Raw genomic sequence first — 20,006 nt, 5'->3', positions numbered from 1 at the left:
TTTCGAGCTGACTCGTCTGTGACATCACCCCGCGCCCGCCCCCATCGCCGAGATCTTGGACAGTTTCCGTTAGCAGCTAACGGAAACTGTCCAAGATCTCGAAGAACGCGGCGTGATTGGTGGGGGGTGGGACCGCCCGGCACGGGGGTTCGGGCGGTCCCGGGCGATGCCGCTGACCCGGGGGACGGGGAACGGCGTCGCACTTCACAGTCTGGTGATCGGACGACTACGGTCGGAAGGGTTCGGCCGACCTGTCGGGGCTGCCCTGTTCCGGGGCGGTGCCGGCTCTGTTGGCCGTCTGGAGTTGATCGCCGGCGGGTTGGAGAGTGGTCGGGCATGGCCGATGGGCAGATGACGGCGGCGGCGTTCCTGGTCGCGGAGCTACGCCGGGCGCGGGCCCGCCGCGGCTGGAGCCAGGACGAGCTGGCCAAGGCGGTCAACTACTCGCCGTCGATGGTGAGCGCGGTCGAGCTGGGCCAGCAGCCGCCCACCGCCAAGTACCTCGAACTCGTCGACCGGGCCCTGGACACCGGCGGCCTCTTCAGCCGCATGTCCACCGAACTGGTCAGCCTGGACCGGGCGCAACCCTGGCTGCGCGGCTGGCAGACGATCTTCGCGCAGGCGCGCACTGTCCGGTGGTACGAACCCTGCTACGTGCCGGGGCTCTTCCAGACGGAGGCCTACGCGCGGGCAGTATTCGAGGCGGGCAACCTGCTCGACTCCGACGAGGTGGATCGACGGCTGGCCGACCGGATGAGCCGCCAGGATGTGCTGCGCAGTGAGAGCGCGCCGCAGATGGTGGTGGTGCTGGACGAAGCGGTGCTGCGGCGACGGGTCGGCGGGCGGAAGGCGATGCGCGACCAAGCCCTGCACCTGGCGAGCATCGCCACCGGGCACCCGCGGGTCCGGCTGCACATCGTGCCGCGTTCCGCCGAGGAGTATCCGGGGCTCGGTGGGCAGTTCGCGCTCGCGACCCTGCCCGACGGCACGGAAGTGGCCTACCTGGAGTGCCAGGTCCGCGGCCAGGAGCTGGATCAGCCAAAGGATCTGCTGCGGTTGCAGCGGGTCTGGGAGGCTACCCTGGGCGAAGCCCTGCCCCCGCAGGCGTCCATCGAGTTCATGAGCGAGGTGGCCGAGTCGTGGAGCTGACCGACGCGCGGTGGCGCAAGAGCAGCCGCAGCAACCAGGACAACTGGTGCGTCGAAGTGGCTACGAATCTGGGGGGCGTGGTCGGGGTGCGGGACAGTAAGGACCCGGACGGACCCGTGCTGGTGGTCGACGCGTACTCCTGGCGGCTCTTCGTGGTCGCGCCCCCGCGCTGACGCGACCCTCCTGCCCGCGACGGTGGTCGCGGGGTTTCCTGCGCGGATCTTGCGGGTAAGCGGATCTTGCGGGTAATCGGCTCGACGGTCGGTGCGGGCCGGCGGGATGATGCGGGCGTGTGGGATGGCGAGAGCGTGTCGACCGAGCGGCTGCGGATGCGCCGGTTGACGATGGCCGACGTGGACGCGTTCGTCGAGTTGGACGGCGATCCCGAGGTGATGCGGTTCCTCACCGGCGGGGTCGGCACGCCGCGCGCCACCGTGCGGGACGAGCAGTTGCCGAGGCTGCTGGCGCAGTACGAGCGGCATCCCGGCCTGGGGCGGTGGGCGGCGCTCGACCGGGCGTCCGGTGATTTCCTGGGGTGGTTCGCGCTCGACCCGTCGGAGGACGGCACGGAGGCCGAGTTGGGCTACCGGCTGCGCCGCGCGGCGTGGGGGCGCGGCCTGGCGACGGAGGGGTCCCGGGCGCTGGTCCGCTACGCGCTCGACGTCGTGGGCGTGCGTCGGGTGTGGGCGCAGACGATGGCGGTCAACGAGCGGTCCCGGCGGGTGATGGAGAAGGCCGGATTGCGGTACGTGCGCACGTTCCACCTGGACTTCGACGACCCGATCCCGGGGACCGAGCACGGCGAGGTGGAGTACGAGCTGCGGGCCGCGGACGTCGCTCAGGACCGGCCGGCGGCCTTGCGCGCCCGGTAGGCGGTCACGGCGGCGCGGTTGCCGCAGCCGGCCTCGCAGAACCGTCGCGACCGGTTGCGGGACAGGTCGACGACGACGTTGTCGCAGTCCGGGTGGGCGCAGATGCGCAGCCGGCTCAGCTCGCCCGTCCGGACCAGGTCGGCGATCGCCATGGCCGCCTCCACCGCCATGCGGGTGGCCAGCGGCGCGTCGCGGGGCACGGCGTGCAGGTGGTACGGCTCGTCGTCGTGCTCGATGAGCTGCGGTAGCGCCCGGTGTTCGCGGAGCAGGCCGTTGATGATGTCGACGACCTCGGGCGGTTCGGCGTCCCAGATGCGGCGCAGGCGGGGGCGCAACTGTCGTACGGCGCGCAGTTCGGCGTCGGTGTGCTCGTGCCGCCCGCTGTAGGCGTGCCGGGTGAAGAACGCGTCCAGCGCGGCGACGTCGGGTAGCAGCTCGCCGTCGCGGCCTCCGGTGTTGACCAGCGCGGTGACGGCGATCAACGAGCATTCGGTGTCATGAGCGAACAGCAACTTGACTCCTGTCACGATGGCCACCTAGCGTCATGGGCACAAGGGTAGTTTGCCCATGACACCGTGTCGCAGCGAGGAGCGCGAGATGCCGCAACGACCCGCCGTCGGCGCCGCGCTGGCGCTGCTCTCCGCCGTCACGTTCGCGACCTCGGGCACCTTCGCGCGCTCGCTCATCGAGGCCGGGTGGTCGGCCGAGGCCGCGGTCATCGCCCGGGTCGGGGTGGCCGCCCTGGTGCTCGCGATCCCCGCTCTGCTGGCGCTGCGCGGCAGGTGGCACGTGCTGCGCGACAACCGCTCCGCGGTCCTGATGTTCGGGCTGCTCGGGGTGGCCCTCGCGCAGGTGTGCTTCTTCAACGCCGTGCGCTACCTGCCGGTCGGCATCGCGCTCCTGCTGGAATACCTGGGCATCATCCTCGTCGTCGGCTGGATGTGGCTGCGGCACGGCCAACGCCCCCGGCGGCTCACCGTGGCCGGCTCCGCCGCCGCGCTCTGCGGACTGGTGTTCGTCTTGGACCTCACCGGTAACGCCGCCTTCGACCCGGTCGGCGTGCTCTGGGGGCTGGGTGCCGCGTTCGGCCTGGCCGGCTACTTCGTACTCGCCGGCCGGGTCGACCCCCGCCTGCCCTCGGTCGCGATGGCCAGCGGCGGGATGGCCGTCGGCGCGGCCGTGCTGCTGCTCGTCGGGCTGACCGGGCTGCTGCCGCTGCGCGCCACGTTCGGCGAGGTCACCTTCGCCGGACACCGCACCACCTGGCTGCTGCCCATCGTCGGGCTCACCCTCGTCGCCGCCGTGATCGCGTACCTGGCCGGTATCGCCGGCAACCGGATCCTCGGTCCCCGACTGTCGTCGTTCGTCGGGCTGACCGAGGTGCTGTTCGCCGTACTCATCGCCTGGCTGTTCCTCGACGAACTTCCGACCGCCTGGCAACTCCTCGGCGGCCTGTTGATCGTCGCCGGGGTCGCCCTGGTACGCCTCGACGAGCTGCGCGGCGGGCCCGCGCCGGCCGCGCCCGAGCCCGCGCTGGCGGCCGGCGCCCGGTGAGGTCGCCGCTCGGTGCCCGCACCGTGCCGTGCGGTCGCCGCTCGGTGAGACAGTGGTCGCCGTGCTGACCACTGTGGTGTTCGACGCCGACGAGACCCTGCTCGACCTGCGGCCCGCGGTGACCGGCGGGCTGGCGGCCGTCCTCGACGAGATGCGGCGTCGCACACCCCGCGCGGCCGACGTGACGCTCGCCGAGTTGGAGTCCGACTGGGGAGCGGTCTTCGGTGAGCTGAGCGCCGCCCCGGTCATGGAGATCCGCCGTGCCGCGCTGGCCCGGTCGCTGGGCCGCGCCGGCCTCGACGACCACCTCGACGAGATCGCCGACCTCTTCTTCGCCCGCCGGTTCGCCCTCACCCGGCCGTTCCCGGACGTCCCGCCGGCACTGGTGGCGCTGCGTCGCCGGTACACCCTGGGCTTCGCCACGAACGGCAACAGCCGCGCCGAACGCTGCGGGCTCGCCGGCGAGTTCGCCTTCGAGGTGTACGCGCACGAGAACGGCCTGCCCAAGAAGCCCGCCCCGGAGTTCTACGCGGCGGTGGTCGAGGTTGCCGGGGTGCCCGCCGAGCAGATCGTGTACGTCGGCGACTCGTGGGAGCACGACGTGGTGGCGCCCCGGCGGTCCGGCCTGCGCTCGGTGTGGCTGAACCGGCGCGGGCTGCCCCGACCGGCCGGTCTCGTCCCCGACGCGGAGGTGGCCACCCTGGCCGAACTGCCGGTGGTCCTGTCGGATCTGCCAGCGGCATCGTCCGACCGGATCGACCTGTGCGTCGACCTGGGCGGCCGAAGGAGAGATTCACCGGCATAACGGACGTTCACCTGGCGGAAACCCGTCGGGTGTTGTGTGATGACGCCACGTCCCTCAACGAGAGGATTCGATGTGGTGAGCAAGCGCTTCACCGTCGGTGCCGTCGCGACCGCGGCGGTACTGGCACTTACGGCCGCGAGCCTGGGTGTACCGGCCAGCGCCGCGCCGAGCACGTCCCGCACCTTCACGGTGGTCGCCGAGGACGGGGTCGCCGCCGAGACGGCGGTCGCCGCCATCCGGGCCGCCGGCGGCACCGTGGTGTCCTCGTCCGACGAGGTCGGCATGTTCCAGGTCACCAGTGACCGGGCCGACTTCGCGGCCCGGGCCGCCGCTGCGCCGACCCTGATCGGCGCCGCCGAGCAGAAGGCCATCGGCCGCAAGCCGAAGCTGGACCGGGTCGAGCAGGAGCACCTGACGGCCGCCACTAAGGCCGCTGCCGGCGCTGCCGCCCGGCGCGGGGCCAAGATGGACCCGCTCGACGACAAGCTCTGGGGCCTGGAGATGATCCGGGCCGACAAGGCCCGCAAGGTCGAGCCCGGTGACCGTCGGGTGACCGTCGGCGTGCTGGACACCGGCGTCGACGCCAGCAACCCGGACATCGCGCCCAACTTCAACTGGGCGTTGTCGCGCAACTTCGCTCCCGACCTGACCGACGTGGACGGCCCCTGCGAGGTGCCGAGCTGCCTCGACCCGGTCGGCACCGACGACGGCGGGCACGGCACCCACGTGGCCGGCACCATCGGCGCCGCCGCCAACGGCTTCGGCCTCTCCGGTGTCGCCCCGAACGTGTCGCTGGTCGAGCTCAAGGGCGGCCAGGACTCCGGCTACTTCTTCCTCGACCCTGTCGTCAACGCCCTGGTCTACGCCGGACGCAACGGGATCGACGTGGTCAACATGTCGTTCTACGTCGACCCGTGGCTCTACAACTGCACCGCGAACCCGGCCGACTCGCCGGAGGCGCAGGCCGAGCAGCGGGCCATCATCAAGGCCATGAAGCGGGCGCTGGTCTTCGCCCACAACAAGGGCGTCACCCTGGTCGGCGCACTCGGCAACAACAACGAGGACCTGGGCGCGCCGCGTACCGACACGTCCAGCCCGGACTACGGCGCCGACCCGTACCCGCGCCCGATCGACAACAACAGCTGCTGGGACCTGCCCACCGAGGGCCCACACGTGATCGGTGTGTCGTCGATCGGCCCGTCCGGCAAGAAGTCCGACTTCTCCAACTACGGCACCGAGCAGATCTCGGTCGCCGCGCCGGGCGGCTGGTTCCGCGACGGCTTCGGCACGGACACCTTCCGCACCGACGCCAACATGATCCTGTCGTCCTACCCGAAGCACGTGCTCCAGGAGGAGGGCTCGGTCGACGCCGACGGCAACATCGTCGCCGGCTTCGAGGAGTCCGTCTTCAAGCAGTGCAAGCGCAACGGTGAGTGCGGCTACTACACCTACCTCCAGGGCACCTCGATGGCGTCGCCGCACGCCGCCGGTGTGGCCGCGCTGATCGTCAGCCGGTACGGCAAGCCGCAGGGGCGGGGTGGCTTCGGCATGTCCCCGGACCAGGTGGAGCAGCACCTCTACCGCACGGCGGCCGAGCACGCCTGCCCGGAGCCGCGCCTCCAGCAGTACCGCAACGAGGGCCGTGACGCGACCTACGACGCGTACTGCGCCGGTGGGCTCAACTTCAACGGCTTCTACGGGTACGGGATCGTCGACGCGTACGCGGCGGTGAAGACCCCGCTCAAGCTCAACGCCCGCCCGTAACGCACCGTCCGCAGGGCCCGGTCGACACCCGTCGGCCGGGCCCTGCCGCACGCGCACCTGCGGCGGTTGCATGATCGACTCGGTTTCTTGGAAAGCGGGGTGTCGCGGTGCCCCGGACACCCCGGCTTCCGGGAACCCGAGTGGATCATCCGACCGCTCGTCGCCAGCCACGGGCGTTCAGGGCGGCGCGCACTTCGCGCAGCACCGCCGGGAACTCGGCGTGCATCCGTCGACTGGTCACGTGGAGCACCATCCAACCCGCGCCCACGAGCAGGTTGAGTCGTCGTCGGTCACGGTGCAGCTGGTCGATGTCGGAGTGCCAGTGCCCGTCGTACTCCACCGCCACCCGGTAGGCGGGCCACGCCAGGTCGGGGTGCAGGACCATGCCGTTGGATAGCCGCACCGGATGTTGGACGACGGGGCGTGGCAGGCCGCCCAGCACCAACCGCGCCCGTAAGTGGGACTCCGGCGGAGACTGAGCCCGACCGTCGGCCAGCTCGAAGAGCCAACCTGCCCGGCGACTCCCGGGTCGGTCCGTGTTGCGGGCAGCCTCCTCGGCCAACGCGACGCCATCGGTCAGGCCCCGCCCGAGCATCGTGTCGATGATGGCGAGCGCGCGGACCGGGTCGAGCCAGACCGCCGTCTCCCAGGCGGACCGCGCGGGGCCCGAGCGGGGCAGCGGGCTGCGCGTCGAGCGGTCCGGTCCCGGTGGGCGGGTCGCGCCGGTCGGGCATCTCGCTTTCGAGGGACCGCTCGTCGGCGGATGGGCGGCCGTCCGTTCAGACGACGACTCGTCGATGCGCGGGCTGGCGGCGGCGTGCTCGGACGCGATGTGGACGTGCACCCGGAGGCCGCGTTGCGCGCCGACCCGCAACGGTCGGGGCGCGACGATGTGCACGTCGTCGGTGAAGGCGGCGGCGTGCTCGACGCCGTGCAGGAAGGCGGCCGACGGACCACCGACGACCACCCCGGGCGGCAACCGCAGGACGGCGGCGCGGCAGGCCAGGGCGTGGTCCCTGTCCAGCCTGGCGTCGGCGTAGATGTCGTGGCGAAGTCGCACCCAGGCGCTGCTGCGTAGCTGGTGCTCGGTGAGCAGGCGATCGCGGACGACGTCGGAGCCGCGGAAGACCTGCCAGGTCAGGGCGTCGGGTCGGTACGGACGTGGTGGCATGCCGAGCAGCGTGCTGCCCGTCGCCACCCGCCCGAAACCCCTGTGGACAACCTCGCCGAGGGCCTCGCCGGTGCCTGTGGACAACTGCGAACGCCGCCGTCGATCTTGGTATGGCGGGCGAGATCCTGGAAGTCGGGGCTTCGCGGCGACCCGGACAGCCCGACTTCCAGGAACCCGAGTGGATCAAGCGAGCCGCGCGGTCAGCGGAGGGTCGCCGCCACCGCCGTCGCGGCAGCCTGCACCTGAGGGCCCACCAGGGCGACGTCCAGCGGGGCGAGCGCTACCACGCCGACGCTGGCCTCCAGGCCCGGTACGCCGAGCACCGGCGCGGCCACCCCGTACGCCCCGGACTCCAACTCGCCACTGCTGCTCACCGGGTCGGCCGCGCCGCTCCGGCCGGCCAGGATGGCCCGACCCGCCGCGCCCCGGTCCAAAGGGTGTCGCGCCCCGGTCCGGTACGCGACGTGGAACGACGTCCAACTCGGCTCGACCACCGCCAGGGCGACACCCTCACCGCCGTCCACCACGGTCAGGTGGGCGGTCGCGCCGGCCTGTTCGGCGAGGCGACGCAGCGCCGGCATCGCTCCCTCGGCGAGCAGCGGCTGTGCGCGGCGGGCCAGGTGCAGCACGCCCGCGCCGATCCGGAGTCGGCCATCGCCGCCCCGGCGCAGCATGCCGTGCCCGGTCAGCGGGCCGACCAGCCGGTAGACGGCGGCCCGGCCGACGCCGAGTTGGTGCGCCGCCTCGCTGACGGTCAGCCCCGCCGGCGTATCGGCGACCAGATGCAAAAGCCGTAGACCCCGGTCGAGCGTCTGGGACGTCTCCCCGGTCCGGTTGGACCCTGCCGTCGCATCCACAGCACGCAGCGTACGACCCGGCACCGGCGGACCCCGACAGGCGCGGACGGCTACCCTTGTACGGTGACGCTACGCCTGTATGACACCGCCACCCGATCGGTGCGGGACTTCGTCCCGCGGGAAGCCGGCAAGGTGGGGGTCTACCTGTGTGGTCTCACTCTCCAGGCGCCGCCGCACATCGGTCACCTTCGCTCCGGCGTCAACTACGACGTGCTGCGCCGCTGGTTGCTGGCTGCCGGCTACGAGGTCACGTTCATCCGTAACCTGACCGACATCGACGACAAGATCCTCGTCAAGGCGGGTGAGCAGGGTCGGCCGTTCTGGTCGATCGCGTACGCCAACGAGTTGATCCTTGCCGAGTCGTACCGGGCGTTGAACGTGCTGTCGCCCACCTACGAGCCGCGCGCCACCGGGCACATCCCGGAGATGCACGAGCTGATCACCAAGCTGATCGCGGACGGGCACGCGTACCCGGCCACCGACGGCTCCGGTGACGTCTACTTCGATGTGGCGTCGTGGCCGGCGTACGGGTCGCTGTCGGGTCAGTCGCCGGACGCGATGCAGCCGGCTGGCGACGCGCCGGACCGGGGTAAGCGCGATCCGCGCGACTTCGCCCTCTGGAAGGGCGCCAAGCCGGACGAGCCGGCGGACGCGTACTGGCCGTCACCGTGGGGGCTGGGGCGTCCGGGCTGGCACATCGAGTGCTCGGCGATGTGCTGGCGCTACCTGGGCCCCGAGTTCGACATCCACGGCGGTGGTCTGGACCTGACGTTCCCGCACCACGAGAACGAGATCGCCCAGTCCCAGGCGGCCGGGCTGCCGTTCGCCCGTTACTGGGTGCACCACGGCCTGCTCAACATCGGCGGGGCCAAGATGGGCAAGTCGGCGGGGAACGCGCTGGGCCTCGCGTACGTCGACTCGCTCGGGGTGCGGCCGGTCGAGCTGCGGTACTACTACGCCGCCGCGCACTACCGCTCGGTGATCGACTACTCGGAGGACTCGCTGCGCGAGGCCGCCACCGCGTACCGCCGGATCGAGGGTTTCGTGCAGCGGGCCGTCGAGCGGGTGGGCGTCGGTCAGCTCGGCGAGCTGCCGGCCGGGTTCGTCGCGGCGATGGACGACGACCTCAACACGTCCGCCGCCCTGGCCGTGCTGCAACAGCACCTCCGGGACGGCAACACCGCGCTGAGCGCGGGCGACGATGTGACCGTCCGCACCACCCTGGCCGTCGTACGCGCGATGCTGGATATCCTCGGCATCGACCCCCTCGACGAGGCGTGGACCGGCGGCGATCGCTCGGACGATTTGCGTGCCGTGGTGGACTCCCTGATCGCGCTGGCCCTGGAGCAGCGCGCGCAGGCCCGGGGCCGCAAGGACTGGGCTGCCGCCGACGCGGTACGTGACCAGCTCAAGCTGGCCGGCGTGGTGGTCGAGGACACCCCCCAGGGCCCCCGTTGGACTATTGGAGAGCAGGACTGATGCCCGGCAACTCGCAGCGCCGTGGCCGGCGACTGACGTCGAAGGCGACCGCCCCCAAGGGCTCCGGCGGCAAGAACAAGGACTCGCTGGCCGGTCGGGGGCGCACCCTGCCCGCCGACGAGCGACCCTGGCACAAGGGTTACTCGGGCACCGAGAAGCTGCCGCAGCGCACCGCCTGGAAGCAGGACAAGGAGCGCCGCGCGGCGGCCGAGGAGGGGCGCGCCCCGAAGATCGGCCAGCCCGGCACCAAGGACACCACCTGGGGCAAGGGTGGCGGTCGGGGCGTACCGGGCGGGCGGGGCCCCACCACCGGACGGGGTGGCAAGCCCACCGGCCGGAGCGGCCCCCGGGTCGCGCCGGGCCGCAAGTCCAACCCGTCGAAGGAATCCCCGGAGCTGCTGGTCGGGCGCAACCCGGTGCTGGAGGCGCTGCGCGCCCAGGTGCCGGCGACGGCGCTCTACACCGCCCAGGGCATCGACATGGATGAGCGGATCAAGGAGATCATCCGGACCGCCGCCGACCGGGGCATCGCCAACCTGGAGATCAGCCGCGCCGAGCTGGACCGGATGACCGGCGGGGTACTCCACCAGGGTGTCGGGTTGCAGGTGCCGCCGTTCGCGTACCAGCCCTTCGAGGACATGGTCGCCGCGTCGCTGGAGCAGCAGGCCCCGCTGCTGGTCGCGCTGGACGGGGTCACCGACCCGCGCAACCTGGGCGCGGTGATCCGTTCGGCCGCCGCGTTCGGCGCGCAGGGTGTCTTCGTACCCGAGCGGCGTGCTGCCGGGATCACCGCGACCGCCTGGCGGACCAGCGCCGGCGCGGCCGCGCGGGTGCCGGTGGCCCAGGTCACCAACCTGACCCGGTCGCTGAAGGCGTGCCGGGACGCCGGCTTCATGGTGGTCGGCCTGGACGCCGACGGCGACACCGACCTGTACGACCTGGAGGCCGCCGTCGGCCCGCTGGTGGTGGTCGTCGGCTCCGAGGGGCGCGGGCTTTCCCGGCTGGTCGGGGAGACCTGCGACCTGACCGTCAGCATCCCGATGATCTCCGAGGTCGAGTCGCTCAACGCGAGCGTGGCCGCCGCGGTCACCCTGGCCGAGGTCGCCCGCCGCCGCTCGGTCGAGCTGTAACGACGTCGACGAGGCCCCCTACGCACCTGGCGGTAGGGGGCCTCGCCGTCAGATCTGGTGGAGCCAGGCGACGAAGAACACCGCCCCGGCCACCGCCATCAGCAGCGTGGTCGGCAGCAGCCAGGCCGGACCCCGCTCCCCGTCGAGGCGTCGGGTCAGTCGTTGGTGCACGGCGGCGATGCCGATCAACGCGGCCAGCCCGGCGGCTGCCATCGGCAGGCCGACGAGGAAGTGCGCCAGCCAGGCGCCGGCCCGGCTCGGACCACCCCAGGAATGGTCGTACGGGCCGGGATCGACCACCCCGTACAGGACGCCGCGTAGCACCATCAGCACCTCGACGCCGATGGGTAGCAGCGCCACGAGGCCGAGCAGCAGGCTGAGCAGCGCGTGACCGAGCACCGCGAGCGTGCCGGGTCGCCGGCCGGGCACGGGCGTCGGGGGTGCGGCGAGCAGGCCGGTGCGCAGGCCCCGCCAGCGTGCGGCGGCGGCGTCGGCCCCACCCACCGGGGTGGTGGCCAGCGTGAACAGGGCGACCGGCACCAGCGTCGCGCAGTAGGCGAGGCTGCGGCCGGCCCGGCGGGCGATCTGGTTGCGGTGCGCGGTGGCGGTGGCGGACACGGCGTCTCCTCGGGCTCGGTGTGCCGCGAACGCTAGGCGCGCGCAACACCCCGCCGCGTCACCCCGGGGAGCCACGCTCGCGCTGGCTCCCGGGGATGACAACCCCTCAGGAGTACGACGAAAGGGGCGGCCCGCCGCAGCGGACCGCCCCTTTCCGGTGGTGCGTTACGTCAGATCCGGCTGCCCGTGGCGGCGTGGAAGACGTGGCTACGGCCGGCGCGCGGCTTGACGAACACGGTGTCGCCCATGTTCGGCATGCTGCGGCGGTCGGTACGGACGACGAAGCGCTCCGAGTTGCCACCCAGGGCGGCGTGGCCGTACACGTTCGCGTCCGAGCCGAGGTCCTCGACCAGCTCGACGACGACCGGCATGCCACCCTCGGTCGGGCTGACCAGGTCGCAGTCCTCCGGACGGAAGCCGACGGTGACCTTGCCGTTGCCACCCTCGGCGCGGGCCGCCTCGACCTGCTCGCGGGTCAGCGGGATACGCAGCTCGGCGAACTCGGCGCCCTGCTCGTGCAGCGGGACGGTCTTGATGTTCATGGCGGGAGAGCCCATGAAGCCGGCGACGAACACGTTCGCCGGGGTGTCGTAGAGCGCCCGCGGGGTGTCGACCTGCTGGAGCACACCGTCGAGCAGCACGGCGACCCGGTGACCCATCGTCATGGCCTCGACCTGGTCGTGCGTCACGTACACGGTGGTGACGCCCAGCTTGGCCTGGAGCGACGCGATCTGCGTACGGGTCTGCACACGGAGCTTGGCGTCGAGGTTCGACAGCGGCTCGTCCATGAGGAAGACCTGCGGCTCGCGGACGATCGCCCGGCCCATGGCCACACGCTGACGCTGACCACCGGAGAGCGCCTTCGGCTTGCGGCTGAGGAACTCCTCGAGCTGGAGCAGCCCGGCCGCCTCCTTGACCCGCCGGTCGATCTCCGACTTGGAGGTCTTACGCAGCTTCAGGGCGAACGCCATGTTCTCGTACACCGTCATGTGCGGGTAGAGGGCGTAGTTCTGGAAGACCATCGCGATGTCGCGGGCCTTCGGCGGCAGGTGGGTGACGTCACGCTGGTCGATGTAGATGGAGCCGGCGTCGACGTCCTCCAGGCCGGCGAGCATCCGCAGGCTGGTGGACTTGCCGCAACCCGACGGGCCGACGAGGACCAGGAACTCACCGTCGCCGATCTCGAGGTTCAGCTCGTTGACGGCGGGACGCTCGGTGCCCGGGTAGATCCGGGACGCCTTGGAATAGGTGACCGTAGCCATGGTGGTGCGCTTCCTTTCACCGGCAGGAACGTGCCGGACGATCCGAGTGAAGGAGCGACCGGCACGAGCCCGTGCCGGTCAGCGGACGGCGGTCGGTCGCGGGGGCGGCCGGCTCGTCGTCCGTGTCACTGCACCGTAATTGGCTTTGCTCGCGCTGCCAAGGCGAGGGACCCTCGGAAGTGACCCACTGCCTACGCATTACGGGCAGTCGGGCACGGGCAGGCATCAATCGACGTCGCGGCGGAGCGTCGGGCGTCAGGTTGCTGACGTTTCCCGTGCTCGGGAGCACTCGCGAGCGGGATATCCGGACGTCAGTCGCTATGCTGGCGTCGACACACGCGCCCCTGTAGCTCAGCTGGCCAGAGCACTCGCCTTGTAAGCGAGATGTCGCCGGTTCGATCCCGGCCGGGGGCTCCATATCCAGAAGGCGCTTTCCCGGATCGCAGGACCGGGAGCGCGGCGATCGACAGGTTTCCGCAGCCGTCCGCGCCCGGCGCGGTCGGTCACCCCCGCCAATCGTAGCGATCACACACCTTGGGGCCGCCCGTCTCCAGGCCCACCGCCAGCCGCACGACGCCGGTCGTTTCGTCGGGGTAGGCCAGGGTGACCGGGAAGGTCAGGTAGGTGCCGTCGATGCCGGTGGACATCGTCGGCTCGCCGAGGGAGAACGACACGAACTGTCGCTGCTCGCGAAGGAACGCGGCGTGGTCCGACTCGGTGTACTCCGGTAGCACGTCCAAGCAGAGCTGCTGGTAGGCCGCGTTGTAATCGGTGGCCTGAACCCGCTCCAGGTCTGGGCTCTTGCCGACGGAGGGTCAGGTAGCCGCCTTGTCGTATTCGGCTCCGAACTCTGCGGTTCGTCGTACCAGGTACGCCGGCCAGTCGGCGGGTGCGGCGTTGACGTCGTCGAGGGAGAGCTTGATGACGCCGCAGTGTTTGAGATCGCACGTTCGTGGTGTGGTGGCGTCGATCAGGGAGATGCCCATGAGCACTTCGCCGTCGTTGTGGGTGCATAGGACGGGGTGAAAGGAGCAGTCCTCGTAGATATCCCCTGGGTTGATGTCCCCGGGTTGGTCGATCGTCACGGCTGTCATTGTGCCGGTCACGGCTGAGGCGGGTGATCCGGCGGCTGGCGGTTTCGGCGGGGGTTCGGCCCGGAGGGATGTAATCCCGGTACTCAGACGATGCCTCGTCTGACCGGCGAAACCTACTTTCCGCCGGTGCCTTGCAGGCGTCCATGACTCGCACTCCGGGCCGCGCCACAACAACGATATTCCGTTCAGGCCGAGTGCGCGACGGGCGAAGCTGGACGAGTTTGCGCGAGCCCGGGCAGGCGTTCGATTCTGGGCCGTCGTCTCAGCTGACCGTCGCGGCGGTGAGGAAGAACGTGACCGCGTTGGTCCACCGCTACCACGCTGAACCCGTGCACGATCGGCAACCTAGTCGCCGGTTCGATCGCGGCCGGGGGCTCAGGATCTCCGGCGCACCCTGGCTGCGCGGCCGGTACGGGCAGTCGATGGGCGGCCACTCCTATAGTTCGGGTATCACCGACGTCGAGGAGTCGCATGAGCCCGCTCGTCGCGATCGCCGGCAGCGCCCAGGTCAGCCGCTCCTACTCGCCGCCCGTACGCGATCCGGAGGCCGTGCCCGACGCGGCGGCCGAGTTGGGTGCGGAGCTGGCGAGGCAGGGTTGCCGCATCGTCGTGTACTCGAACGATCCCGACTTCCTGGAACGGCACGTGGTGCGCGGTTACGTGGATTCCGGCCGGGCGACGCCCGGGTCGATCCTGGTCCGTGGCCGGTACCAGCAGGACGTGGACTTCGACCAGGCGCAGCGGCATCCGGAGGTGTTCAGTGTCGTGCCCGAGTCGACGGACGACTGGGAGGTCAGCTTCTACCGGTCGCTGCTGACGGTCGACGCGCTGCTGCTGGTGGGTGGTGGGCGCTCCACGTTCATCGCCGGGCTCATCGGTCTGTCCCGTCGTATTCCGGTCGCTGCGGTCGCGGCGTTCGGCGGTGGCGCGGAGAAGACGTGGCAGCGACTGACCAACGAGCGTGGCGTCGCCACCGAGGAGGAGGTGGCGGTGCTGGCCCGACCCTGGCGGCCGGGTACGGCCGGCTTGATCGTCACCGCGCTCCGCGCCCAGGTGCGGCGCCGCGCGGACGAGGAACGCGCTGCGGGTGCTGCCGGTCGGCGTACGGTGGCGGGTCTGGTGACCGCGCTGGTCCTACTGCTGCTCGCCGTGGCGACGATCCCGTTGGCGTACGCCGCGCCGACCGGTGGTTGGCAGAACGTGGCGGTCCTGGTGGCCGCGCCGATGGTCGCGTCGGTGTGGGGCGCGATCGTGCGCAACGCGTACGACGGCAGCGGCAACTGGCTGCGGGCGGCGGCGTTGGGGTCGGCCGCCGGTGTCATCGCGTTCCTGCTGTTCGTGGCGGCGCAGCTCAGCACCAACCCGGATCTGCTCGATGGTGACGCGGCGCGGAGGTTGGTCTTCTTCGTGCTGGCGATCGGGTTCATCGGCGGGTTCACGTCCGAGGTCGTCTACGCCAAGCTGCGCGATCAGGACGTGACGCAGACGCCGGTCCTGCCGCCCGGGGGTCCGCGGTGAGCCGGGCCGTGGAGGAGTCCAACCGGGCGATGCTGCGGGCCCGTGACGCGATGGACCGGGCGTACGCCGAGCCGCTGGACATCCCGGCGCTGGCCCGGATCGCGCACGTCTCCGAGGCGCACTTCATCCGGACGTTCCGGGCGACCTTCGGTGAGACGCCGCACCGCTACCTGCAACGCCGCCGGGTGGAGCGGGCCATGACGCTGCTGGTGGAGACCCACCGGGACGTGACGGACATCTGCTACGCGGTCGGGTTCGGGAGTCTGGGCACGTTCAGTCGGACCTTCCGGCAGATCGTGGGGGAGTCGCCCTCGGAGTTCCGGCGTCGCCGCGTCGCTGCCGGCAACGTGCCGTCCTGCTTCACCAAGGCCTGGACGCGACCCAGCAGTTTTGGATAAGCAGCAGGTCAGGGCCACCCTTTACGGTCGTGGCATGACGATGAACGCGATCAGCCGCTCCCAGATCTTCGTCCTCGACCAGGACGAGGCGCTCGACTTCTACGTGAACAAGCTCGGCATGGAGGTCAACACCGATCAGGATCTCGGCTTCATGCGCTGGCTGACGGTCAACCTGCCCGGCGACCCGGAGCGCGAGATCCTGTTGGAGAAGCCCGGCCCGCCGGCGTTGGACCCGGCGACGGCCGAGCAGGTGCGGGAGCTGCTCACCAAGGGTGCCCTGGGCGGGTACCTCTTCATGACCACCGACGACGCCCGCAAGACCCACGAGGAGCTGGTGGCGAAGGGTGTCGAGATCACCGACGAGCCGACCGAGCGCCCGTACGGGATCGACTTCGGCATCCGGGACCCGTTCGGCAACAAGATCCGGATCGGCCAGATGTTCCCCAAGGCGTAGTCACAAGATCAAGAAGCCGGAGGGCGCGGGCCAGCACCGCGCCTTCCGGTGTGTTGGGGTGTACGGCATGCGAACGCGGCTGCTGTACCTGACCCGACACGGCGAGCAGGACCTCACCGGGCACGCCGACACAGGCTCGACCGAGCCGGACACCGGCCTGTCCGAGCGCGGCCGGCGGCAGGCGGCCCTGCTCGGCGAGCGCCTGCGCGGTCGGTCGTTCGCGGCCGTCCACCACGGGCCGCTGCGCCGGGCCGCGCAGACGGCCGAGGTGGTCGCCGCGGCACTGCCCGGGGTTCCGGTGTACGCCACCGAGCTGGCCGGGGACCACCTCCCGCACGACACCGACCCGGCCGGCCTGCCGTCGGCGTACGCCGAGTTCCTGACCGGATTCTCGGCGGCCGAGCGGGCCGACGGGCCGCGCGTGACGGCGGAGGCCGTGCGGCACTTCACCGGGCCGGCGGAGGTCGACGACGCGGCCGTGGGCGAGCCGGTACGCGAGCTGGTGGTGACGCACACCTTCCTGATCGCCTGGCTGGTCCGGCACGCCCTCGACGCGCCGGAGCGGCGGTGGCTGGGTTCGAACCACCACAACACGGGGTTGACCGTCATCCGGTACGGCCCGGCCGGGCCACCGAACCTGATCGCCGTCAACGACGTGGCGCACCTGCCGGTCGAGCTGCGCGGCACCGGTCTTCCCCCGGACTACCTGGTGTGACTCGCCGTCAGGCGGTGACCTTCAGCAGCAGCTCGACAAGTGCCCTGGTGGCGGGCGGCGGTGCGGGATCGGCGGGGCAGTCGACGTACCCGGTCTCGACGCTTCCGACGGTGAGGCGGTAGCTGAAGGCGTCGGCGCAGCTCGACGTGGTGGCCGTGCGACGGGCCTCGGCGCTCAGCCGTGGGTCGGCGGCCAGTCCGCGCAGCCGACCCAGGTCGGCGGTGTCGAGCTTACCGGTACGACGGCCGCCGGCCCGGTCCACCACGGTCCACCGGCCGTCCGGCTCGACGGTGATGGCGTCGCCGCGCCCGGCGAAACCACCGGAGCGGAACAGCGCGATCCGGGCCCGGTCGTCCGCTTCCGGGCCGTTCGGGACGGCAACGCTCGGGGCCGGGCCGCCCGGGACGGCACCGCTCGGCGCGAGGCCGCTCGGCGCGGGGATGTTCGAGAGGTCCGGCGCCGCGGGTGTGCTGGCGATCGGTGGCAGGTCGGTGGGGGTGGCGGCCCGGTCGGTGCCGGTGCAGCCGGCCAGGAGGACGGCCAGGAGCGCGATCGTGACGCCGGTCGTGGAGGCGGGTCTCATATCCGTCGGACGTGCCGATGCGTGCGTTGGTTCCCTTGTCAAGGCCCTCATCCGTTCGGCCAGTCTCAATGTCTGGGAGCGGTCCAAGGCTTCTCTTTTCGTCAACGCATCGCTATATCTACATGCGTGACTACCCCCGTCACACCCTTTCTCCTTCCAGGAGGGCACGTGAAACGACCCCTCGCGGCCGTCAGCGCAGCGCTGCTCACCAGCGGCCTGTTGACCTGCGTCGCCACCGCGGCGCACGCCGCCGCACCTCCCGCTCCCGCGCCGGACGCCTCCGCCGCGGCCCGAGCGGCGACCGTCCTGCGAACGAACCCCGGCGCGGTCCAGGGTTCCAGCGCCGAGTCCTACCAGGTGCAGAGCACCCGGGTGGACGCCTCCGGCGCGGCGCACACCCGCTACACCCGCACCTACCAGGGCCTGCGGGTGTACGGCGGTGACTTCGTCATCCACACCGCGCCGAACGGCACCTACGCCGGCAGTTCGGTCGGACTCGCCGCACCGCTGACCCTCCTCACCACGGCCAAGGTCAGCGCCGACGCGGCGAAGAAGACGGCCCGCGCCGGATTCACCGGCAAGGCCGAGACCGTGGGCGCACCGGAACTGTTCGTCGACGCCAGCTCGGGCAAGGGTCGACTGGCCTGGGAGACCGTGGTCAGCGGCTGGCAGCCGGACGGGCAGACGCCGTCACGGCTGCACGTCGTCACCGACGCCACCTCCGGCGCGACCATCGGGTCGTACGACGAGATCGAATCGGTCACCGGCAGCGGCCAGGGCCTCTACACCGGCTCGGTGAGCATCGACACGACGCTCTCCGGCAGCACGTACCAGATGATCGACCCGGTGCGCGGCAACGGCCGTACCTGCGACATGAACAACGGCACGTCGTCCTGCACCACGTTCACCGACGCGGACAACGCGTGGGGCACCGGCACCACCTCCAGCCGGCAGTCCGCCGCCGTGGACGCCCACTTCGGCGCCGCCAAGACGTTCGACTACTTCAAGAACGTCCACGGCCGCAACGGGATCTTCGGCAACGGCCAGGGCGTGCCGAGCCGGGTCCACTACGGCAACAACTACGTCAACGCCTTCTGGGACGGTGCCCAGATGACCTACGGCGACGGGTCGGGCAACTCCCGCCCGCTGGTCGCGCTGGACGTGGCCGGGCACGAGATGAGCCACGGCGTCACCGAGGCGCTGGCCGGCCTGGTCTACTCCGGTGAGTCCGGTGGCCTCAACGAGTCCACCAGCGACATCTTCGGCAACATGGTGGAGTTCTACGCCGCCGCCCCGAGCGACCCGGGTGACTACCAGGTCGGTGAGAAGATCAACATCAATGGCAACGGTACGCCGCTGCGCTACATGTACAACCCGTCGCTGGACGGCGCGTCCGACTCCTGCTGGTCCACCAGCACGAAGAACAAGGACGTGCACTACTCCTCCGGCGTCGGCAACCACTTCTTCTTCAACCTCGCCGAGGGCACCGGCGCGACGTCGTACGGCACCTCGCCGGTCTGCGGCTCCGCCCCGGCGGTGACCGGCATCGGCCGGGCCAAGGCGGAGAAGATCTGGTACCGGGCCCTGGACGTGTACTTCACCTCCAACACGTCGTACGTCAACACCAGCAACCCGGCGAACACGGCCCGGGCCTACAGCCTGCGGGCGGCCACCGACCTGTACGGCAGCTGCTCGGCCGAGTACAAGGCCGTGCAGGCCGCCTGGACGGCGGTCAACGTGGCCGGCAACGACGCGACCTGCTCCACCGGCAACGACTTCTCCGTGTCGCTGTCGCCGACCGCAGGCTCGGTGAACCCGGGCAGCGCGGTCTCCACCACCGTGTCGACCGCCACCACGAGCGGCTCGGCGCAGACCGTGACGTTCTCCGCGTCCGGCCTGCCCAGCGGCGCGAGCGCCGCGTTCAGCCCCGCCTCGGTGACCTCGGGCGGCTCGTCCACCCTCACCATCAGCACCTCCGCGAGCACCCCACCCGGCACCTACTCGGTCACCGTGAGCGGTGCCGGTTCGGTCACCCGCACCGCCACCTACACGTTGACCGTGAACGGCTCCGGCGGCGGCTGCACCTCGCCGGGCCAGAAGCTGGCCAACCCGGGCTTCGAGTCCGGCTCGACCGGCTGGACGGCCAGCTCCGGGGTGATCACCAGCTCCAGCGGTCAGGCGGCCCACGGTGGGTCGTACAAGGCCTGGCTGGACGGGTACGGCAGCACCCACACCGACACGCTCGCCCAGTCGGTGGCCCTGCCGGCGGGCTGCTCCTCGTACACGCTGAGCTTCTGGCTGCACATCGACTCGGCCGAGACCACCAGCAGCACGGCGTACGACAAGCTCTCCGTGCAGGTGCTCAACTCGGGCGGGACGGTGCTGGCCACGCTGGCGACCTACTCCAACCTGAACAAGGCCTCCGGCTACAGTCAGAAGTCCTTCTCCCTGGCCGGGTACGCCGGCCAGACCGTCACCCTGAAGTTCACCGGCACCGAGGACTCCTCGCTCCAGACGTCCTTCGTGGTCGACGACACGGCGGTCAACGTCTCCTGACCTGACCGACACCCCGGACCCGGCGGC

General features: G+C 71.2%; 21 protein-coding genes and 1 tRNA gene. 14 read left to right on the top strand and 8 right to left on the bottom strand.

Features of this window, described 5'->3' with window-relative positions; all coding sequences use genetic code 11:
- Positions 1–336 precede the first annotated feature (336 nt).
- The 3 genes from ACN269_RS17830 (at position 337) to ACN269_RS17820 (ending at position 2,021) form a co-directional block, all read left to right on the top strand.
- A complete protein-coding gene (locus ACN269_RS17830) occupies positions 337–1,149 on the top strand; it encodes a helix-turn-helix domain-containing protein (RefSeq protein ID WP_421473496.1) in 813 nt (270 codons plus the stop codon).
- Positions 1,140–1,322 (top strand): DUF397 domain-containing protein, encoded by a 183-nt coding sequence (locus ACN269_RS17825; RefSeq protein WP_421473495.1) that lies wholly within the window; start codon positions 1,140–1,142, stop codon positions 1,320–1,322. The genes ACN269_RS17830 and ACN269_RS17825 overlap by 10 nt, the downstream gene beginning before the upstream one ends.
- Positions 1,323–1,478: 156 nt before the next feature.
- Positions 1,479–2,021 (top strand): GNAT family N-acetyltransferase, encoded by a 543-nt coding sequence (locus tag ACN269_RS17820; protein ID WP_421476396.1) that lies wholly within the window; start codon positions 1,479–1,481, stop codon positions 2,019–2,021.
- Here the strand turns inward: ACN269_RS17820 and ACN269_RS17815 are convergent.
- Positions 1,988–2,533 (bottom strand): CGNR zinc finger domain-containing protein, encoded by a 546-nt coding sequence (locus ACN269_RS17815; protein WP_421476394.1) that lies wholly within the window; start codon positions 2,531–2,533, stop codon positions 1,988–1,990. The two genes, ACN269_RS17820 and ACN269_RS17815, sit on opposite strands and share 34 nt — an antisense overlap.
- Positions 2,534–2,618: 85 nt before the next feature.
- On the opposite strand from ACN269_RS17815, the gene ACN269_RS17810 reads away from it, so the two are divergent.
- From ACN269_RS17810 to ACN269_RS17800, 3 genes are all read left to right on the top strand, one after another.
- Complete coding sequence (locus ACN269_RS17810; protein ID WP_421473494.1) at positions 2,619–3,575, top strand: EamA family transporter; 957 nt, start codon at positions 2,619–2,621, stop codon at positions 3,573–3,575.
- 61 nt (positions 3,576–3,636) lie between these two features.
- Positions 3,637–4,380, top strand: coding sequence for an HAD family hydrolase (locus tag ACN269_RS17805; RefSeq protein WP_421473493.1), 744 nt, complete (start codon positions 3,637–3,639; stop codon positions 4,378–4,380).
- A gap of 75 nt (positions 4,381–4,455) precedes the next feature.
- Complete coding sequence (locus tag ACN269_RS17800; protein ID WP_421473492.1) at positions 4,456–6,144, top strand: S8 family serine peptidase; 1,689 nt, start codon at positions 4,456–4,458, stop codon at positions 6,142–6,144.
- Positions 6,145–6,289: 145 nt separating this feature from the next.
- Here ACN269_RS17800 and ACN269_RS17795 read toward each other — a convergent pair whose 3' ends face one another.
- Positions 6,290–7,315, bottom strand: a complete 1,026-nt coding sequence (locus ACN269_RS17795) for a hypothetical protein (RefSeq protein WP_421473491.1) — start codon at positions 7,313–7,315, stop codon at positions 6,290–6,292.
- 200 nt (positions 7,316–7,515) lie between these two features.
- Positions 7,516–8,181, bottom strand: a complete 666-nt coding sequence (locus ACN269_RS17790) for an IclR family transcriptional regulator (protein ID WP_421476392.1) — start codon at positions 8,179–8,181, stop codon at positions 7,516–7,518.
- A gap of 54 nt (positions 8,182–8,235) precedes the next feature.
- Here ACN269_RS17790 and cysS point away from each other — a divergent pair, with 54 nt between their 5' ends.
- Positions 8,236–9,651, top strand: a complete 1,416-nt coding sequence (cysS, locus tag ACN269_RS17785; protein WP_421473490.1) for a cysteine--tRNA ligase — start codon at positions 8,236–8,238, stop codon at positions 9,649–9,651.
- Positions 9,651–10,781 carry a 23S rRNA (guanosine(2251)-2'-O)-methyltransferase RlmB gene (rlmB, locus tag ACN269_RS17780; protein ID WP_421473489.1) on the top strand — a complete coding sequence of 377 codons (1,131 nt, stop codon included), beginning with the start codon at positions 9,651–9,653 and terminating at the stop codon, positions 10,779–10,781. Before cysS ends, rlmB begins: the two co-directional genes overlap by 1 nt.
- A gap of 48 nt (positions 10,782–10,829) precedes the next feature.
- Here rlmB and ACN269_RS17775 read toward each other — a convergent pair whose 3' ends face one another.
- Both ACN269_RS17775 and ACN269_RS17770 read right to left on the bottom strand, forming a co-directional pair.
- Entirely contained in the window at positions 10,830–11,399 is a 570-nt protein-coding gene (locus tag ACN269_RS17775; RefSeq protein WP_421473488.1) for a hypothetical protein, read from the bottom strand.
- A gap of 170 nt (positions 11,400–11,569) precedes the next feature.
- Complete coding sequence (locus tag ACN269_RS17770) at positions 11,570–12,661, bottom strand: ABC transporter ATP-binding protein (protein ID WP_421473487.1); 1,092 nt, start codon at positions 12,659–12,661, stop codon at positions 11,570–11,572.
- A gap of 340 nt (positions 12,662–13,001) precedes the next feature.
- Here ACN269_RS17770 and ACN269_RS17765 point away from each other — a divergent pair.
- Positions 13,002–13,078, top strand: a tRNA-Thr gene (locus tag ACN269_RS17765).
- Between the two features lie 86 nt (positions 13,079–13,164).
- On the opposite strand, the gene ACN269_RS17760 is transcribed toward ACN269_RS17765, so the two are convergent.
- Both ACN269_RS17760 and ACN269_RS17755 read right to left on the bottom strand, forming a co-directional pair.
- On the bottom strand, positions 13,165–13,401 hold the full coding sequence (locus tag ACN269_RS17760; protein ID WP_421473486.1) for a hypothetical protein: 237 nt from the start codon (positions 13,399–13,401) through the stop codon (positions 13,165–13,167).
- Between the two features lie 75 nt (positions 13,402–13,476).
- The gene (locus ACN269_RS17755) at positions 13,477–13,746 is read right to left on the bottom strand and encodes a hypothetical protein (RefSeq protein ID WP_421473485.1); all 270 of its coding nucleotides are present in this window, start codon (positions 13,744–13,746) and stop codon (positions 13,477–13,479) included.
- Between the two features lie 480 nt (positions 13,747–14,226).
- Between ACN269_RS17755 and ACN269_RS17750 the strand changes: the two genes are divergently transcribed.
- The 4 genes from ACN269_RS17750 (at position 14,227) to ACN269_RS17735 (ending at position 16,840) form a co-directional block, all read left to right on the top strand.
- On the top strand, positions 14,227–15,273 hold the full coding sequence (locus ACN269_RS17750) for a hypothetical protein (protein WP_421473484.1): 1,047 nt from the start codon (positions 14,227–14,229) through the stop codon (positions 15,271–15,273).
- On the top strand, positions 15,270–15,671 hold the full coding sequence (locus ACN269_RS17745; RefSeq protein ID WP_421473483.1) for a helix-turn-helix domain-containing protein: 402 nt from the start codon (positions 15,270–15,272) through the stop codon (positions 15,669–15,671). Before ACN269_RS17750 ends, ACN269_RS17745 begins: the two co-directional genes overlap by 4 nt.
- A gap of 34 nt (positions 15,672–15,705) precedes the next feature.
- On the top strand, positions 15,706–16,125 hold the full coding sequence (locus ACN269_RS17740) for a VOC family protein (RefSeq protein WP_421473482.1): 420 nt from the start codon (positions 15,706–15,708) through the stop codon (positions 16,123–16,125).
- Between the two features lie 67 nt (positions 16,126–16,192).
- Entirely contained in the window at positions 16,193–16,840 is a 648-nt protein-coding gene (locus ACN269_RS17735) for a histidine phosphatase family protein (RefSeq protein ID WP_421473481.1), read from the top strand.
- Between the two features lie 7 nt (positions 16,841–16,847).
- Here ACN269_RS17735 and ACN269_RS17730 read toward each other — a convergent pair whose 3' ends face one another.
- Positions 16,848–17,423, bottom strand: a complete 576-nt coding sequence (locus tag ACN269_RS17730) for a hypothetical protein (RefSeq protein WP_421473480.1) — start codon at positions 17,421–17,423, stop codon at positions 16,848–16,850.
- Between the two features lie 168 nt (positions 17,424–17,591).
- On the opposite strand from ACN269_RS17730, the gene ACN269_RS17725 reads away from it, so the two are divergent.
- Positions 17,592–19,979 (top strand): M4 family metallopeptidase, encoded by a 2,388-nt coding sequence (locus ACN269_RS17725; protein ID WP_421473479.1) that lies wholly within the window; start codon positions 17,592–17,594, stop codon positions 19,977–19,979.
- The last annotated feature ends 27 nt before the right edge of the window (positions 19,980–20,006 follow it).

Source organism: Micromonospora sp. WMMD736 (genome assembly GCF_049179015.1).
GTDB lineage: Bacteria > Actinomycetota > Actinomycetes > Mycobacteriales > Micromonosporaceae > Micromonospora.
The sequence above is the reverse complement of the archived record's forward strand: the minus strand, read 5'-3'. Positions and strand labels throughout refer to the sequence as shown.

Coding starts and splice junctions, on each gene's coding strand:
- ACN269_RS17830 (WP_421473496.1), top strand. CDS start 337: ATGGCCGATGGGCAGATGACGGCGGCGGCGTTCCTGGTCGCGGAGCTA.
- ACN269_RS17820 (WP_421476396.1), top strand. CDS start 1,479: ATGCGCCGGTTGACGATGGCCGACGTGGACGCGTTCGTCGAGTTGGAC.
- ACN269_RS17810 (WP_421473494.1), top strand. CDS start 2,619: ATGCCGCAACGACCCGCCGTCGGCGCCGCGCTGGCGCTGCTCTCCGCC.
- ACN269_RS17795 (WP_421473491.1), bottom strand. CDS start 7,315: ATGCCACCACGTCCGTACCGACCCGACGCCCTGACCTGGCAGGTCTTC.
- rlmB (WP_421473489.1), top strand. CDS start 9,651: ATGCCCGGCAACTCGCAGCGCCGTGGCCGGCGACTGACGTCGAAGGCG.
- ACN269_RS17770 (WP_421473487.1), bottom strand. CDS start 12,661: ATGGCTACGGTCACCTATTCCAAGGCGTCCCGGATCTACCCGGGCACC.
- ACN269_RS17750 (WP_421473484.1), top strand. CDS start 14,227: ATGAGCCCGCTCGTCGCGATCGCCGGCAGCGCCCAGGTCAGCCGCTCC.
- ACN269_RS17740 (WP_421473482.1), top strand. CDS start 15,706: ATGACGATGAACGCGATCAGCCGCTCCCAGATCTTCGTCCTCGACCAG.
- ACN269_RS17735 (WP_421473481.1), top strand. CDS start 16,193: ATGCGAACGCGGCTGCTGTACCTGACCCGACACGGCGAGCAGGACCTC.
- ACN269_RS17730 (WP_421473480.1), bottom strand. CDS start 17,423: ATGAGACCCGCCTCCACGACCGGCGTCACGATCGCGCTCCTGGCCGTC.